This is a genomic window from Streptomyces sp. NPDC044003 (genome assembly GCF_056435185.1).
In genome coordinates, this window is the sequence record NZ_JBWKFA010000001.1 from 1,365,382 (window position 1) to 1,380,822 (window position 15,441).

At 72.1% G+C, this 15,441-nt stretch carries 11 protein-coding genes and 1 pseudogene; 4 read left to right on the top strand and 8 right to left on the bottom strand.

Annotated elements, in window-relative coordinates; genetic code table 11:
- Nucleotides 1-138: 138 nt before the first annotated feature.
- Both AC07AW_RS06295 and AC07AW_RS06300 read right to left on the bottom strand, forming a co-directional pair.
- Nucleotides 139-1,491: an MFS transporter gene (locus AC07AW_RS06295; protein WP_478814286.1), complete on the bottom strand. Its 1,353-nt coding sequence runs from the start codon at nt 1,489-1,491 to the stop codon at nt 139-141.
- Nucleotides 1,492-1,517: 26 nt separating this feature from the next.
- Nucleotides 1,518-1,961, bottom strand: a complete 444-nt coding sequence (locus tag AC07AW_RS06300) for a MarR family winged helix-turn-helix transcriptional regulator (protein ID WP_030693586.1) — start codon at nt 1,959-1,961, stop codon at nt 1,518-1,520.
- Nucleotides 1,962-2,161: 200 nt separating this feature from the next.
- Here AC07AW_RS06300 and AC07AW_RS06305 point away from each other — a divergent pair, with 200 nt between their 5' ends.
- A complete protein-coding gene (locus AC07AW_RS06305; RefSeq protein ID WP_086830707.1) occupies nt 2,162-2,386 on the top strand; it encodes a hypothetical protein in 225 nt (74 codons plus the stop codon).
- On the opposite strand, the gene AC07AW_RS06310 is transcribed toward AC07AW_RS06305, so the two are convergent.
- Complete coding sequence (locus tag AC07AW_RS06310; RefSeq protein WP_478814287.1) at nt 2,356-3,807, bottom strand: NCS2 family permease; 1,452 nt, start codon at nt 3,805-3,807, stop codon at nt 2,356-2,358. The genes AC07AW_RS06305 and AC07AW_RS06310 overlap by 31 nt on opposite strands.
- Nucleotides 3,808-3,960: 153 nt before the next feature.
- Between AC07AW_RS06310 and AC07AW_RS06315 the strand changes: the two genes are divergently transcribed.
- The 3 genes from AC07AW_RS06315 (at nt 3,961) to AC07AW_RS06325 (ending at nt 7,842) form a co-directional block, all read left to right on the top strand.
- Entirely contained in the window at nt 3,961-4,281 is a 321-nt protein-coding gene (locus tag AC07AW_RS06315; RefSeq protein ID WP_478814288.1) for a DUF2530 domain-containing protein, read from the top strand.
- Between the two features lie 88 nt (nt 4,282-4,369).
- On the top strand, nt 4,370-6,778 hold the full coding sequence (locus AC07AW_RS06320) for an HAD-IC family P-type ATPase (RefSeq protein WP_478814289.1): 2,409 nt from the start codon (nt 4,370-4,372) through the stop codon (nt 6,776-6,778).
- A 251-nt stretch (nt 6,779-7,029) separates the two neighbouring features.
- Nucleotides 7,030-7,842, top strand: a complete 813-nt coding sequence (locus tag AC07AW_RS06325; RefSeq protein WP_478814290.1) for a hypothetical protein — start codon at nt 7,030-7,032, stop codon at nt 7,840-7,842.
- Between the two features lie 77 nt (nt 7,843-7,919).
- Here the strand turns inward: AC07AW_RS06325 and AC07AW_RS06330 are convergent.
- From AC07AW_RS06330 to AC07AW_RS06350, 5 genes and pseudogenes are all read right to left on the bottom strand, one after another.
- Nucleotides 7,920-8,159 (bottom strand): annotated as a pseudogene (locus AC07AW_RS06330) (HD domain-containing protein); the annotation flags it as partial.
- Nucleotides 8,160-8,208: 49 nt separating this feature from the next.
- Nucleotides 8,209-8,958: a hypothetical protein gene (locus AC07AW_RS06335; protein WP_478814291.1), complete on the bottom strand. Its 750-nt coding sequence runs from the start codon at nt 8,956-8,958 to the stop codon at nt 8,209-8,211.
- A gap of 181 nt (nt 8,959-9,139) precedes the next feature.
- Nucleotides 9,140-9,967 carry an alpha/beta fold hydrolase gene (locus AC07AW_RS06340; protein ID WP_478814292.1) on the bottom strand — a complete coding sequence of 276 codons (828 nt, stop codon included), beginning with the start codon at nt 9,965-9,967 and terminating at the stop codon, nt 9,140-9,142.
- 112 nt (nt 9,968-10,079) lie between these two features.
- Nucleotides 10,080-13,223, bottom strand: a complete 3,144-nt coding sequence (locus AC07AW_RS06345) for a sacsin N-terminal ATP-binding-like domain-containing protein (RefSeq protein WP_478814293.1) — start codon at nt 13,221-13,223, stop codon at nt 10,080-10,082.
- A gap of 871 nt (nt 13,224-14,094) precedes the next feature.
- Nucleotides 14,095-15,024 carry a DUF3027 domain-containing protein gene (locus AC07AW_RS06350; RefSeq protein ID WP_478814294.1) on the bottom strand — a complete coding sequence of 310 codons (930 nt, stop codon included), beginning with the start codon at nt 15,022-15,024 and terminating at the stop codon, nt 14,095-14,097.
- Between the last annotated feature and the right edge of the window lie 417 nt (nt 15,025-15,441).

The following is a 15,441-nucleotide window of genomic DNA, read 5'->3' on the forward strand; positions in this document are numbered from 1 at the left end:
CGCGAAGCGCGGTGAGACGCAGTCCGGACACCACCTCCCCCGCGGAGGCCCCGGCCCCGGGCACGGCACCGCCCCGGACCGAAGCCGCACCCGGACACAGTGCCGCACCACCCCGGACCGAAGCCGCCCGCCCAAGGGCTACGCCGCCGTCGCGAGCCGTTCCCGCGCCACGAACCGCACCTGCGGGTGCCCGTGGTGCCAGCCCATCGCGACCTTGAGGCCGCCGACCCGCGCCAGGACGAGGCCGACGACGACCGCCGCGGCGAGCGAGATCACGCCGCCCGTGGCGAAGCCGACGCGTGCGCCGTACGTGTCGGTGACCCAGCCGAGCAGCGGGGCCCCGATCGGCGTACCGCCGGCGAAGACCATCATGTAGAGGCTCATGACCCGCCCCCGCATGGCGGGATCGGTGGCCATCTGGACGGCCGAGTTCGCGGTGATGTTCACGGTCAGGCCGATCATGCCGATCGGCACGAGCAGCAGCGCGAACACCCAGAACGCCGGCGAGAGGGCCGCCGCGATCTCCAGGACACCGAAGACGGCCGCCGCGATCACCAGCATCCGCAGCCGCGTGGAGCCGCGGCGGGCCGCGGCGAGGGCGCCCACGAGGGAGCCGGCGGCCATGAGGGTGTTGAGGAGGCCGTACGACCCGGCGCCGACGTGGAAGACGTCGCCGGAGAAGGCGGTGAGCCAGATCGGGAAGTTGAACCCGAAGGTCCCGATGAAGCCGACGAGGACGATCGGCCAGATCAGGTCCGGTCGGCCCGCCACGTACCGCAGTCCTTCCCGCAGCTGGCCCTTGCCGCGCGGGACGCGCTCCACCGGGTGGAACTCGGCGGGCCGCATGAGCAGCAGGCCGACGATGGGCCCGAGGAAGAAGAGCCCGTTGAGGAGGAAGGCCCATCCGCTGCCGACCCCGGCGATGAGGACACCGGCCACGGCCGGTCCGATGAGGCGCGCGGACTGGAAGTTCGCGGAGTTCAGGGAGACGGCGTTGCGGAGCTGCTTGGGGCCGACCATCTCGGAGACGAAGGTCTGCCGGGCGGGGTTGTCGACGACCGTCACCATCCCGAGGAGGAAGGCGATCAGGTAGACGTGCCAGACCTGGATGGATCCGGACAGGGTGAGGGCGGCGAGCGCGAGCCCGCACAGGCCGAGGGCCGCCTGGCTGACGAGGAGCAGGCGCCGCTTCGGGTAGCGGTCGGCGATGACACCGCCGTACAGCCCGAAGAGCAGCATCGGCAGGAACTGCAGGGCCGTCGTGATGCCGACGGCGGCGGCCGAGCCGGTGAGGCTCAGGACCAGCCAGTCCTGGGTGATCCGGGCCATCCAGGTACCGGTGTTGGAGACGATGGCTCCGGTGAAGAACAGCCGGTAGTTGCGGATGCGGAGCGAGGAGAAGGTGTCTCCGAAGAGACTTCCTCCCCGCCCACGGGTGTTGAGGGTGGGTTTATGGACGGGTGCGGAGTCTGCTCCGGGTCCCGTACTCAAAGTGCGTCGCCTCCTTGGCGCCTCGGTTAAAGGTGGGCGAGCTTCTCCAGGACCGGGGCGGCCGCGCGCAGCTTCGCCCATTCGTCCTCGTCCAGGCCTTCGGCGAGGGAGGCCAGCCAGGCGTTCCGCTTGCGGCGGGACTCTTCGAGCATGGCTTCGGCCTGCTCGGTCTGGCTGACCACCTTCTGCCGGCGGTCGTCGGGGTGCGGCTCGAGCCGGACCAGTCCCTTGGCTTCGAGCAGCGCGACGATGCGGGTCATCGACGGCGGCTGGACGTGCTCCTTGCGCGCCAGCTCACCGGGGGTGGCGGAGCCGCAGAGCGACAGGGTGCCGAGCACCGACATCTCGGTGGGGCTCAGCGACTCGTCGACGCGCTGGTGCTTGAGGCGTCGGCCCAGTCGCATGACGGAGGAGCGGAGCGCGTTCACGGCCGCGGCGTCGTCGGCGGTGCCGTGGGACAGATCTGGCATGTCTTTAGCCTAACTCATTACTCTGTCTAAATACCAACAGGAACAGGCGGGCGTCACACGCATCACACCCACAACTCCCGCGCGAGGTGACAGCACGGCACACGCCAGATCACGCTTCGGCATCCATGTATCACCCAAATGAGTGAGTCGGATCCGGAAAGTGACGCAAAGAGGCCCCGGCTGCCCCGACCCTGAACGGCATGGGATCGACAGTGCTCAGCCTGCGCATCGACGGTGAGCTGCTCGACCGGCTCAGGAGTCACGCCGCGAAAAGAGGAATGAGCGTCCAGGACTACGTGGCCCGGACGCTCATTCGAGAGGACTTCGACGAGCGGTTCAAGACCGCCGTCGACGAGACGGAGAAGTTCTACGGGGCGTCCGACGCGCCCCGGGATCAGGTCAGGCCGAGCGCAGGCATCGCGTAGTAGAAGACGAAGACCGCCGACACCACGTACATGGCCACCGGGACCTCACGGCCCCGCCCGGCCGCGAGACGCAGCACGCTGAAGGCGATGAAGCCGATGCCGATGCCGTTCGTGATCGAGTAGGTGAACGGCATCATCACCATGGCCAGGAACGCCGGCACCGCGATGGTGAAGTCGCTCCAGTCGATGTCCTTGACCGACCCGGCCAGGATCAGGAAGCCGACCGCGAGCAGCGCGGGCGTGGCCGCCTGCGACGGGACCATCGTCGCGAGCGGCGTGAGGAACAGCGCCACCGAGAACAGACCGCCGGTCACCACCGAGGCGAGACCGGTGCGGGCGCCTTCGCCGACACCCGCCGTGGACTCCACGAAGCAGGTGGTGGCGGAGGAGGAGGTCGCGCCGCCGGAGGCGACGGCGAGGCCGTCGACGAGGAGCACCTTGTTGATGCCGGGGAAGTTGCCGTCCTTGTCGATCAGCTTGGCCTCGTCGCCGACGCCGAGGATCGTGCCCATGGCGTCGAAGAAGCAGGACAGCAGGACGGTGAAGACGAAGAGGACGCCGGTCAGCAGGCCGACCTTGTCGAAGCCGCCGAAGAGGCTGACCTTGCCGACCAGACCGAAGTCGGGCGAGGCGACCGGGTTGCCCGGCCACTCCGGGGTGGTGAGGCCCCAGGAGGGGACCTTCGCGACCGCGTTGATCACCATGGCCACGATCGTCATGACGACGATCGAGATGAGGATCGCGCCCGGCACCTTGCGGATGATCAGCGCGAGGGTGAGCAGCGTGCCCAGGATGAAGACGAGGACCGGCCAGCCGGTGAGGTGACCGTCGCCGCCGAGCTGGAGCGGGACGGTGGTGTGCGCGGCGTCGGGGATGCGGGAGACGAAGCCCGAGTCGACGAGGCCGATCAGCATGATGAAGAGGCCGATGCCGATCGCGATGCCCTTGCGGAGGCCGACCGGGACGGCGTTCATGACGCGCTCGCGCAGACCGCTGGCGACGAGCAGCATGACGACGATGCCGGCGAGGACGACCATGCCCATGGCGTCCGGCCAGGACATCTTCGGCGCGAGCTGGAGCGCGACGACCGTGTTGACGCCGAGGCCGGCGGCGAGGGCGATCGGGACGTTGCCGATGACACCCATGAGGAGGGTCGTGAACGCCGCCGTGAGGACGGTGGCGGTGACGAGCTGGCCGCTGTCGAGCTGGTGCCCGTACATGTCCTTGGCGCTGCCGAGGATGATCGGGTTCAGCACGATGATGTAGGCCATCGCGAAGAAGGTGGCGAAACCGCCGCGGATCTCGCGGGCGACGGTGGAGCCGCGCTCGGAGATCTTGAAGTAGCGGTCGAGGCCGGAGACGGGGAGCTGGTCCTGGGGGGTCTCCGGGGGCGTGGCCTTGGCGGTGGCCGTCGAGCTCATGGGGGTTCCTCTTCGGAGGTTCAGAAAGTCCTTTTTTGGCGGTTCATACGAGGGGAACCCGCCAGAGGCAAACCGTTTCAGTATGAACACATGAACGATTGCGAGTCCATCTCCGCGCGTAGACACGAAAACGCGCGGCCTAAACTGAGCCCCATGGCGAAGTGGACACCGAAGCACGAGGCACCCGAGCCCCTCGAAGGGCCGGTCGTCGCCACCATCACCGGCGGAACGATCCTCTGGTTCGTCCTCTTCCTCGTCCAGGTCCCGTTCTACGGCTGGTTCGACGACCGGGACCTCACCTGGTGGGTGTGGACGTGCCTGGCCGGGGCGGGGCTCGGCCTGATCGGCATCTGGTACGTACGGAAGCGGGACGCCGCGATCAAGCGACACGCGGCGGCACAGGCGGGGCAGGCGGGTCAGCAGGCGGGTCACGCGGACCAGAGCCCCGAGTCGCACCCGGGCGGCGGCGCGTAGCACCGGGGGACGATCCCCCTCCTCCCCCGGTCTGATCTTCGCCCTGCTCGGCAGGTGAACGACCGCATCCGGTCGTACCGTCGAGAACATGACTCAGCGGGCGAAGATCGACACGGACGGCGGCGGGACGGCGACGACCGGGCCGCCCGTCGTGCACCGCCCCGCCGGACTGACCTCCGCCGAGGTCGCCGAACGCGTCGCGCGCGGCGAGGTCAACGACGTACCCGTACGGAGCTCCCGCTCGACCACGGAGATCGTCCGCGCCAACGTCTTCACCCGCTTCAACGCGATCATCGGCGTGCTGTGGGTGATCATGCTGTTCGTCGCGCCGATCCAGGACAGCCTCTTCGGCTTCGTGATCGTCGCCAACACCGGCATCGGCATCATCCAGGAGCTCCGCGCCAAGAAGACCCTCGACGGTCTGGCGGTCATCGGCGAGGCGAAACCCACCGTCCGGCGCGACGGGGTCGCCGCCGAGCTGTCCACCTCGGAGATCGTCCTGGGCGACCTGATCGAGCTGGGCCCGGGCGACAAGGTCGTCGTGGACGGCGAGGTGGCGGAGGCCGACAGCCTGGAGATCGACGAGTCACTGCTCACCGGCGAGGCGGACCCGGTGGTGAAGACGCCCGGCGACCGCATGATGTCCGGCTCGTTCGTGGTCGCCGGCGGCGGCGCCTTCACCGCCACCAAGGTCGGCCGCGAGGCGTACGCCGCCCAGCTGGCCGAGGAGGCCTCCCGCTTCACCCTGGTCCACTCCGAGCTGCGCACGGGCATCTCCACGATCCTCAAGTACGTGACCTGGATGATGGTCCCGACCGCGATCGGGCTCGTCATCAGCCAGCTCGTCGTGAAGGACAACAACTTCAAGGACGCGGTCGCCCGCACGGTCGGCGGCATCGTCCCGATGATCCCCGAGGGCCTCGTCCTCCTCACCTCCGTCGCCTTCGCGATCGGCGTGATCCGCCTCGGCCGCAGACAGTGCCTCGTGCAGGAGCTGCCGGCGATCGAGGGCCTGGCCCGGGTCGACGTGGTCTGCCTGGACAAGACGGGCACACTCACCGAGGGCGGGATGGACGTCACGGAACTGCGGGCCCTGAACGGCAGCGACGAGACCTACGTACGGAAGGTCCTCGGCGCCCTGGGCGAATCCGACCCGCGCCCGAACGCCTCCCTCCAGGCCATCATCGACGCCTACCCGGACACCGTGGAGTGGCGCTGCACGGAGAGCCTGCCGTTCTCCTCGGCCCGCAAGTACAGCGGGGCGTCGTTCAGCGAGGGGAGCGGGGAGAACTCGACCTGGCTCCTGGGCGCCCCGGACGTCCTCCTCCCGGCGGAAGACACCACCCTCACGGAGATCGACCACCTCAACGAACAGGGCCTGCGGGTCCTCCTCCTCGCCCGTACGGCCCATGAACTCGACTCCCCCGAGGTGGTCACCGGCACCCACCCCACCGCCCTCGTCGTCCTGGAACAGCGACTGCGCCCCGACGCCTCCGACACCCTCGCCTACTTCGCCGACCAGAACGTCGCCACCAAGGTCATCTCCGGTGACAACGCGGTCTCGGTCGGAGCGGTGGCCGGAAAGCTCGACATGCCGGGCGCGGAGAACACGGTGGACGCCCGCCACCTGCCCACCGCGCAGGAGGACATGGCGAAGGTCCTGGACGAGAACGCGGTCTTCGGCCGGGTCACCCCGCAGCAGAAACGGGACATGGTGGCGGCGCTCCAGTCCCACGGGCACACGGTCGCCATGACGGGCGACGGCGTGAACGACGTCCTCGCCCTGAAGGACGCCGACATCGGCGTCTCGATGGGCTCGGGCTCGGAGGCGACGAGGGCGGTGGCCCAGATCGTCCTCCTGAACAACAGCTTCGCGACGCTCCCCTCTGTGGTGGCGGAAGGCCGCCGGGTGATCGGCAACATCACCCGCGTGGCCACCCTCTTCCTCACGAAGACGGTCTACTCGGTCCTCCTGGCGATCCTGGTGGTGGTCTCGCAGGTGGAGTACCCTTTCCTCCCCCGCCACCTGACCCTGCTCTCCACCCTCACGATCGGCATCCCGGCCTTCTTCCTCGCGCTCGCCCCCAACAAGGAACGCGCGAAGCCGAACTTCGTACGGCGGGTCATGCGGTACGCCATCCCCGGCGGCATCGTCGCGGCGGCGGCCACCTTCACCACCTACCTGCTGGCCCGCCACTACTACAAGGGCGAGGACGCCCTGGGCGCGGAGACCAGCGCGGCCACCCTCACCCTCTTCCTGGTCTCCATGTGGGTCCTCGCGATCATCGCCCGCCCCTACACCTGGTGGCGCATCACCCTGGTCGCCGCCATGGCCGGCGCCTTCCTCCTCGTCCTCGCCGTCCCCTGGCTCCAGGACTTCTTCGCCCTGAAACTGGTGGGCGTGACGATGCCGTGGACGGCGGTGGCGATCGCGGCGGCGGGCGCGGGCCTGCTGGAACTGGCGTGGCGCTGGGTGGACCGGAGATTCCCCGCATAGACGCCGCCCGGCGTGACGCACTCTCAGGCCCGAAGCTCAAGGTTCGCGCTTCGAGCGGTGTTTGACGGAATGGGGTCGGGCCTGGAGTTCAACCCACCCGCCCACCCCGCGAGTTGACCGAGAGTCGCCGACTTGCCACGCAGTGTCATATGCCTCTAGCGTGACGGGCAAGCGTGGAAGACAAGCGACCCCCACAAGGTGCGGGAACACCTGAGGGGGTCTCACCATCAAGATCGAAAAGAGCGATCCTCATGGCTGACGCCGAGTTTAGTGATGCCCTCCACCCCCTCGCCAGCCCGGGCTACGGAAAGCGCTCCGCACCGCACCAGGAGCCGCGCGGACCTCAGGACTTCGCCCACCTTCCGGCCCGCGAGGCCGCCATCGCCGCGTACATCGACCGACTGCCCGAGGGCAGCGACATCTCGGTAAAGACGCTGGCCAAGCAGACGCCGTACGGGCAGTGCGCCCTGCGGACCGCACTCGGCCGCATCCAGCGGGCCGGTCACCTGCGGCGCGGACGCGAGTGCCTGAACGGGCGCTGGATCACCCGAACGTGGTTCACCCGGACGCCGCGCGACAGCGCCTGGTGGGCCGCCTTCCAGCAGGGCGACGTCCCCCGCGAGAAGAAGCCGACCCGTTCCCGGGCCTACGTCCTCCTCGCCGCCCTCGGCCGCTCGAACTCCACCCTCTCCCTGTCCCATGCCGAATGCCACGCCCTCACGCCGCTCGTCGAGGAGTGGTTCGCCCGGGACGCCACCGACGACCACGTCCTGCGCGCACTCACCACCGGCCTGCCGCAGCCCGTCCACCACCCCGCCGGCCTCGTCCGCCGCCGCCTCACCGACAAGCTGCCGCCGATCCCCGTCCGTCGTCACCCCGCCCCGCCCCGCATCCTCGAATGCGGCACGTGCGGCGCACCGGGATACGCCGACACCCTCCAGGGCGGCGACTGCGGCCCCTGCCGGGGCGAAACCCTCCCCCGACCGCGTACTCACCTCCCGGCCGCCCAGGTCCACACCCGGGTCGCCACCATCCGGGAAGAGCTGGACGCAGCGCGGAGGTGACCTCCGCGTGGCTGGGGCGAAGCCCGTCAGCTCAGGAAGGTCTTCCGCCACTCCAGCGGCGACATGGTGAGCGCGGCCGCCGGGTGCGCGGCGGACACCTGGTCCGCGGTGACCGTCTGATCCGTCGCGGCGTCGATGTAGCGGCGCCCGATGTGCTGGATGCCTCCGATCCGGGTCTCCTGCGTGTCGTGGAACAGACACATCAGGGCGACCTTGGCGGGGTCCACACCCTCCGTCATCGCCAGGACGGCGCCGATGACGCCCACACGGAACGAATGCTCATCGCTGGAACTGGCGTGGCGATGGGTGGACCGCAGGTTCCCGGCGTAGTTCCGCGCGGAGCCGACGCTCCGAGGCCGTCGCCGTTCACTGGGAGTTGTACGCCTTGACGCTCACCGCCGGGCCGTCCGAGTACCGGACTACCGCCCGCCCGGCTTCACCGGTCACCTCGAGCACCGCAGTGCCCTGAGCCGGGACGCGGATCAGCCCGCCGATGGGTGTCACGGAGACGGCCTGCTGGGAATCGCCCTCGGCCGGCTGGTCATAGACAAGGTAGGCGACACGCACGGAGACGGCGAAGGGGTCGGAGTTCTTCACACGGACGGCCGCGAAACGGGTGAACTTGCTGACGTCATGCCCGGCGGCGTCGAGCGTCTGGACGGTGACAGGGTGGATGTTGGCCCGCGCCCGTGCGGTAGCCAGATGGCGAACCGTGACGCGGACGTCGTACACCTCATGCTGCCCGGTTCCCGCGAAACGCAGGATGTCGAAGCTCACCCCGTACGGCGCCACCAAGCGGCCGCTGTCACTTCCGTAGACCGTTCGCACCCGTACGCCGGACAGCGGGTGGTGCTTCCGATCGAGAGCGGTGAACTCAAGTACAGGCACGACCGAGTTGGTGTCGCTGTTGTTGATTTCGAGCGCCTGGTCGATGTATTCGGAATCGCTCTTCCGGTGATATGTGAACGTCAGCACGTCGGCACCCGGCTCGGCGGAGGGCGCGGCCTTGCTCGGGCGGGCAGAGGATCCCGCCGTGGCCGATTGCCGGGCAGGGGCGCCCTCGTCCCGGGTTCTGCCGTGCGCCGTGTCGCACCCGGCGAGCAGCATCACCGCCATTCCCACGCAAACCCCTGCCGTGACGCGTCCTCGCCTCACCCTGGCCCCCCCGACCGCGGATTCACGCCCCCGGACTCTGCGGAGCGTCGCTGAAGCCTAGCCGGGCCGGACCACCTGCGACCTGCCGACTTGAGGAAGCCCGTGAGCGCATACGGCCTCACTCAGGCTGCGGACCTGGCCTTCACTTGCCCGACGAAGCCGTCCTGATGAAGTCCTTGAGGACCGTCGCGTACTCCTCGGGGTGGGTGATGTGCGGGATGTGGCCCGCGCCCTCGAAGGTCTGGTGCCGGGCGTGCGGGAGGACCGCGGCCAGGCGGTCCAGGACCGTGCCGAACCAGGCGGGGCTCTCGGTGCCGCGGCTCAGCTGGACCGGGACCGTGCACGCGGAGAGGCCTTCGAGGTCCAGTTCGGGCCAGGACGGGTCGTTCTGCTCGTCCAGCCAGGTCTGCCCGTGCCGTACGAACGTCTCGCGCATCGCGACCGGGAGCCGGTCCCACATGCCCGGGCCCAGGGCCACCTCCTCCACGAACGCGTGGGCCCCCTGCTCGTCCTCCCCCTTGCGGAGGTGGTCGAGGACGGCGTCGAAGGAGACGAACGTCTGCTGCAGCTGCGCCATGGTCTCCGGGTCGTCGGCCACCACGCCCACCAGCGGGGGCTCGTGCACCGTGATGCTGCGGAACAGCTCCGGCCGGCGGGCCGCCAGACCGAGGACGATCGACGCGCCGAAGGAGCTGCCGGCGACGTGCGCGGGGGCGAGGCCGAGCCCTTCGATCAGCCCGGCGAGGTCGTCCTCGTCCTGCCTCCGCATGCCCTGGCCGGGCACCGTCCCGCTGTCGCCGTGGCCACGGCGGTCGTACGCGACCACGGTGAACGACGCGCGGATGCCCGCCTCGATCGCCCCCTGCCAGCTCGTACGGTCGGTCCACGAACCGTGGACGAGGACGAGTGGTTCGCCCTCGCCCACGGAGTCGTAGGCGAGATCCACGCCGTTGGCGCGTACCTGTGGCATGCGGTGCCTCCTCGGGGCGGGTGGGGCGACGGGGCGTGACGCCCGCCACCGCTCAGGTCTCTACCAGCACCGTTCCGTGTCCCGCCCGCCGCCGCGCCGCCACCGCCCCCGGTCAGTCGAACCAGCGGTCCCTCGCCAGTTCCGCCGTCCTCGACGGGTCCTCCAGGAGCGCCGCCACCTCGAAGCGGCGCGGCCACTGCCCGGCCGCCCAGGCGAGGCCCGCCGCCACGCCCTCCAGGGTCGCGGCGTGGACGACGCCGTCGGGGGTGCGGCGCCAGTCGAGCTCGACGCCGCCCGCGCGGAGTTCCTCGTGCTCGATGTACGAGGCGGGGGTCGCCGGACCGAGCAGGGCGTGGACCGACGGGGGGACCTCGTGCTCCTCGCCGACCGTCGTGACCTCCGCCTCGACCGCCTCGCTCAGGCGCCGGACCTGGAAGAGGTCGGCCAGGTCGTCCGCGCGGGTCGGGGAGACCGGGAGGAGCGGGAGGTCGCCGGCCAGCAGGAGGAGGTCGGGGGCGTCCGCCACCAGGGCCTCCGAGGCCTCGACCACGACCAGGGCGCCGTCCACGACCGCGCGCAGGTCGTCGGGGAGCGTCACCTGGTCGGGGTCCAGGTCCGCCAGGGCCGTGTACAGGGCGTGCAGCTGGGGCGCCGTCACCTCCCGCGACGGGTCCGCCAGACGGGCCAGGAGCTCCGCCGCACCGCCCGGCTCGTCCAGGAGCGCCGCGACCGAGGTGCGGACGCCCAGGGCGCGGAGGACCTGCTCGTCCTCGAAGCCGGTCGCGTCGGCGGAGTCGTACAGCCCGGACAGCAGCGGGTCCGAGCCCTCCGCGCGCAGGCCCGCCGGACGGCGGCCGTCCAGGACCGGGTGGTCGCGCAGCCACCAGGCCGTGTACGAGCGGACGGTCTGCGTCGTGCCGTCCGGGAGGAGGATCCGTACGGGCTGGGTCAGGGCGTCCCGGAGCGGCGGCTGCGCGAGGAGCGCGAGGGCCTGCGGCCAGGCGTCGTCGTCGACCAGGTCCAGGTCCCGTACGGCCACGATCTCCGTCGCCACCGGGGGCACCGCCGTCATCGGCAGCCGGTCCAGGACGTCCTCGCACCACACGTCGACCGCGTCGAGCAGCCCGGCGTCGTCCGGCTCCGGGTAGTCGCCCTCGCGCGGCTCGACCTCGTCCGGGTCCAGGACCAGATCGTTCGCGCGGACCAGGGCGAAGTTCGCCAGGACCCCGCAGGCGGCGAGCGGCTGCTCGCCCCAGCGGGACGCCAGCTCGGCGTCCACGAAGGCCAGTTCGTCCTCGCGCATCACGGCCGCGAACGCCGAGCCCGGGAGGACCAGTTCACCCGCGGGGGACAGTTCGCCGTCCTCGTCGGGGAGGGCGAGCGCGCCGAGCCACGGCTCCTCGCCGGGGCCGAGCTCCGCGTCACGGACCAGCGCCAGGACCGTGTCGGCCAGCTCCTCCGCGTCCAGCGCGTCCGCGTCCTCGTCCCAGATCTCCCCCGCGTCGAGGGACGCGGCGACCGCCGCCCGCACCTGCGGGGTCGTCAGGACCGCGCGGGGCGTGGCCGGCAGGGCCCCCAGCTTCTCCAGGAGCGGGTGGGCCGCGTCCGGGTGCGCCACCTTCAGGCCCAGACGGGTCAGCTCGGCAGGAGTGCGGTCCTGCGGGAGGAGGACCTGGCGGGGGCCGATCGTCGAACGGATCCTGGCGCCCTCCTCCGCCTCCGCGAGCGGCACCGGGAGGCCCGTCAGCCGGTCCGGGTCGACGCCCGCGAGCGAGTCGTAGAGCCGCCACCACCACGTCGGCGCCCGGTCCACCCCGGCCAGCCGGTCGATCGCCTCGGTGAGCGGGACACGGCCGACACCGAGCGTACGGAGCTCGGGGCGGCGCTCAAGACCCGCGGGAAGCAGCGTCGGGAAGACCTCGGCGAGGACGTCGACGGTCTCCGCGCCCGCGCCCTCCACGACCTCCGCCTCGATCGGGCGGAGCGCGGGCAGCTCCTCGGACGGCGCGGCCGGCGCCAGGAACGCGATCCTCGGCAGCCGGTCCAGGATCGCCTCGCGCAGCGCCCCGTCGACATGGCCCTTGCCGAGCGGGCCGGGGACCAGGTCGAGGGTCGCCGTGGTCACCGGGTGCCAGTCGGCGAGCAGTTCGGCGTACGCGTCGGCCGCCCGCTGCACCAGGAAGTCGGTGAGCGGCCCGGGCGCCGGGTGCCGCCGGGCCGTGTCGAGCGGGAGCGACGCGATGAGGAGGGCCGGGATGCCGAGGGGCTCGTCGGTGGGGGTCGGCGCGTGCACGACCGGGGTCGTACGGGGGTAGCGCGGAGCCCCTTCCCCGTCCACGGGTACGGCCCAGGTCACCGACCAGTGCGGGCGGAGCCGCTCCTCGACCGGGCGGTCCTTGAGGAGACCCGGGTCGAGGGGGCCGCCGTGGCTGACGGTCCGCCAGCGGTGGCTGCCCGTGGCCGAGTCGTCGATACGGACGTAGCCGTCGTCCTCGGAGCGGCGGAGGGTCCGTACGCCCTCGGCCGTCTCCACGACGATCTCGGCGAGACCCGGAAGAGTGAGCAGCAGAGCGTCGTCGACGGACGTGAGCAGCCGCTCCGCCAGATCCTCCGCGGCGGTGTCCCGCAGCGGGAGGACCACGACGGTGTCGTAGCCGTCGGGCGCGGTGCCCTCGGCGGGCAGCGGCAGCCGGAGGAGCGGTACGTGGCCGTCGCGGCGGCGCAGCTCGTCGCCGAGGCCCGGGCTGTACCGGGCGGCCTCGGCGGCCAGCTCCCGCGCCTCCGCGAGGGACCAGCGGACGCCGCCGTGCCGGCCCAGGACGGCGGGCTCGTCGGAGACCGCGAGAACGGCGGCGAAACCGACGCCGAAACGGCCGACGGCGCCGTGCGTCTGCTCGCGCTTGGCGGACGCGCGGAGCGTCGACAGCGACTCGGCGCCCGCGGCGTCCAGCGGGGCGCCGGTGTTCGCGGCGGCGAGGACCGCGGGGCCCTCGTGGTCCGCGGGGTGCAGGGTCAGGCGGAGGCGGCCGGTGACGCCGGCGCGGTGGGCGGCGTCGGCGGCGTTCTGCGCCAGCTCGACGACGAGGCGGTCGCGGTAGCCGCCGAGGGCCAGGTCCTCCTCGGCGTTCGCGTCCTCCCTGAACCGGGCCGGACTCGCGCCCCAGGCGTCGAGCACGCCCCGCCGCAGCCGTGCGGTGCCGAAGGGATCGGTTCCGTCGGTCGTCGTCCGGACGCTGACGCTCACGTCTGACTCCACTCTGCGGGGGCGGGGATGATGCAGGGCCCGAAGGTACCGTGCGCTGCGGCACGGGGGCGGACGGGGCGCGTCGGTGGACGGGGGCGCGCGGGGTCGTTCGCCCGGGGGTCCCCCCGACCGGGCCCGAGACCACGGCAACGTCCCCCTCACGGACCCGTCCGTCGCCCCCGCGCCCGCGCCGAGCGACGCCCTCGCGGGCCCGGGCGCCGTGCCTCCGCCCCGCGGCGGCCTGGGGCTCGGGCCTGCGCCCGTTGCTGGCTGCGCCTTCGCCGCGCCGTTGTGGGCATGCGTTCCGCCGGGGCGATGGGGGTCCCCCCTGCTCGAGCGAAGCCGAGAGCTTGGGGGAGGGTGGGCACAACGGAACGGCGCCCTTGCCGACGCCAGAGGCTCATGTGCCCTGACCCGCTCCACGTTGTGCGCCGACGCTTGGGGTGCGGGTCCAGGCGCGGAACGCGGAGGCGCCGCTAGAGGGCGCCGTCCCGTGTGCCCACCCGTCCCGCCCCAGCGGGACGATTGCCCACACGGGCGTGGGCGGGGGCAACGCCCTACATGGGCGCCGTCCCGCACGGGCGCGGGCCCACACGGTCGAGGGCCCACACGACTTTGGGGCGCCGTCCCGCACCGGCGCGGGCCCGCCCCGGGTCGGTGCCACGGCCTCTGGGCGCGGGCCCGTACGGCGGGAGCGGTGTTCTGCGGGTCCCGCGCGGGGCGGGGTGAAGCCCCGGGCAGGTGCACCGCCCCGGGGCACGGGCCCACTAGGGCGCGCCGCCCTGTGGGCGTGGGACCGCAGGGACCCGGGGCCCGGGGCCCTGGGCCCTGTGCCCCGGGCAAGGCCCAGGCAGGGGCGCCGAGCCGCCGGTGCTGCCCCCGGTTACGAGTGGCCCAGGTCCTCCGACGCCGCGTCCGGTTCCGTCGTGGAGCCGGAGTCCTTCGCCGGGCGGAGCGGGAAGGCGTCGGCCGCCATGGAGTCCAGGACCGGCGGCGCCGGCCGCGGCGGCTTCGGCATGACCGCCGCCTCCGAGTGGCCACCGCAGCCGTACGCGAGGGACACGACCCGCCCGTCCGCCGGGGAGAACTCGTTCGCGCAGATGCCGAAGGCCTGCTTCAGCGAGCCCGCCAGCGGCACCAGGAACGCACAGGACTCGCACGAGGCCGGCGCCGCCTGCGCCATCGGCGTCTTCGCGCCGAACGCCTCGTCCCAGCGGTCCGCCGCCACGTGGAGGCCGTAGCGGGAGAGGACCCTCGCCCGACGCATGCCCAGTTCCTCGGCGACCGCCGCGATCGCGCCCCGCGACGGGGTGCGCGAGGTCAGCTCGGCGTCCTCCTCGTCGAGGTGCTCCGACATCTCCTCGGACACGGCGGAGTTCGGCGGCGGCGCGTCCTCGCCCGAGTAGCCGGGCTCCAGGCGCAGGTCGTCCTGCTCCGTGGGGAGGAGGTCGCCCGGCCCCATGTCGCCGGGCCGCAGCCGCTCGCTCCACGGCACCCATTCCGGGGCCATGAGCGCGTCGGTGCCCGGCAGCAGGACGGTTTCGTCAAGCGTGACGTTCTTGGCGCGGGAGGCGCGGGTGACGGTCACCGCCCAGCGCCAGCCGCGGTAGCCGGGCTCCTTGGACTCGAAGTAGTGCGTGACGACGCGGTCGCCCTCCGCGACCACCTCGACGTGTGCGCCGACGATCCCGGGCGCGGCCGCCTCCTCGGCGGCCTCCCGCGCGAGGTCTACGGCCTCGGCGCACAGGCGGTCGGGGGTACGCGTGGCTCGCGGGGTACGCGGGGTACCGCTTCGCGTCGTCGCAGCACTCACAGGTCTCGCTTCTCTCCTACGCCGTCTCACGGGTGCGCCGGCCGAGGGGCGGGAGCGAAGCCACGGGCGGCGGGCGGAGCGGACCAGAGGGCCGCATCGACGTCCGCACCCGACTTGTCTCGCGCGTCTCGGGCACACCTAACGTCATCCATTCTGCGGGATGCCGAAGAGGCGCGCGGCCGAGAGATTCCGCCGGTGACGCGCTACGCACGCTACCCCGTTCGCGGGCCTCCGCCCACCTGCCCGTCCCAAGTGGCCCGTATCGCGGACGACGCGCGCGGCCGAACCGGCCGGACGCGGGCGCCCGTACGCCCCGTGCAGCGACCCGTATCCGAGCCGTACCCGGGCCGTACCCGGGCCGTACCCGGGCCGTACCCGGGCCGTACCCGGGCCGCACCCGAGCCGTATCCGGGCCGT

Excerpts from the sequence above, each read along its gene's own strand:
- AC07AW_RS06325 (WP_478814290.1), top strand. The coding sequence starts at position 7,030 with ATGGCTGACGCCGAGTTTAGTGATGCCCTCCACCCCCTCGCCAGCCCG.
- AC07AW_RS06300 (WP_030693586.1), bottom strand. The coding sequence starts at position 1,961 with ATGCCAGATCTGTCCCACGGCACCGCCGACGACGCCGCGGCCGTGAAC.
- AC07AW_RS06310 (WP_478814287.1), bottom strand. The coding sequence starts at position 3,807 with ATGAGCTCGACGGCCACCGCCAAGGCCACGCCCCCGGAGACCCCCCAG.
- AC07AW_RS06315 (WP_478814288.1), top strand. The coding sequence starts at position 3,961 with ATGGCGAAGTGGACACCGAAGCACGAGGCACCCGAGCCCCTCGAAGGG.
- AC07AW_RS06335 (WP_478814291.1), bottom strand. The coding sequence starts at position 8,958 with ATGGCGGTGATGCTGCTCGCCGGGTGCGACACGGCGCACGGCAGAACC.
- AC07AW_RS06320 (WP_478814289.1), top strand. The coding sequence starts at position 4,370 with ATGACTCAGCGGGCGAAGATCGACACGGACGGCGGCGGGACGGCGACG.
- AC07AW_RS06340 (WP_478814292.1), bottom strand. The coding sequence starts at position 9,967 with ATGCCACAGGTACGCGCCAACGGCGTGGATCTCGCCTACGACTCCGTG.
- AC07AW_RS06305 (WP_086830707.1), top strand. The coding sequence starts at position 2,162 with ATGGGATCGACAGTGCTCAGCCTGCGCATCGACGGTGAGCTGCTCGAC.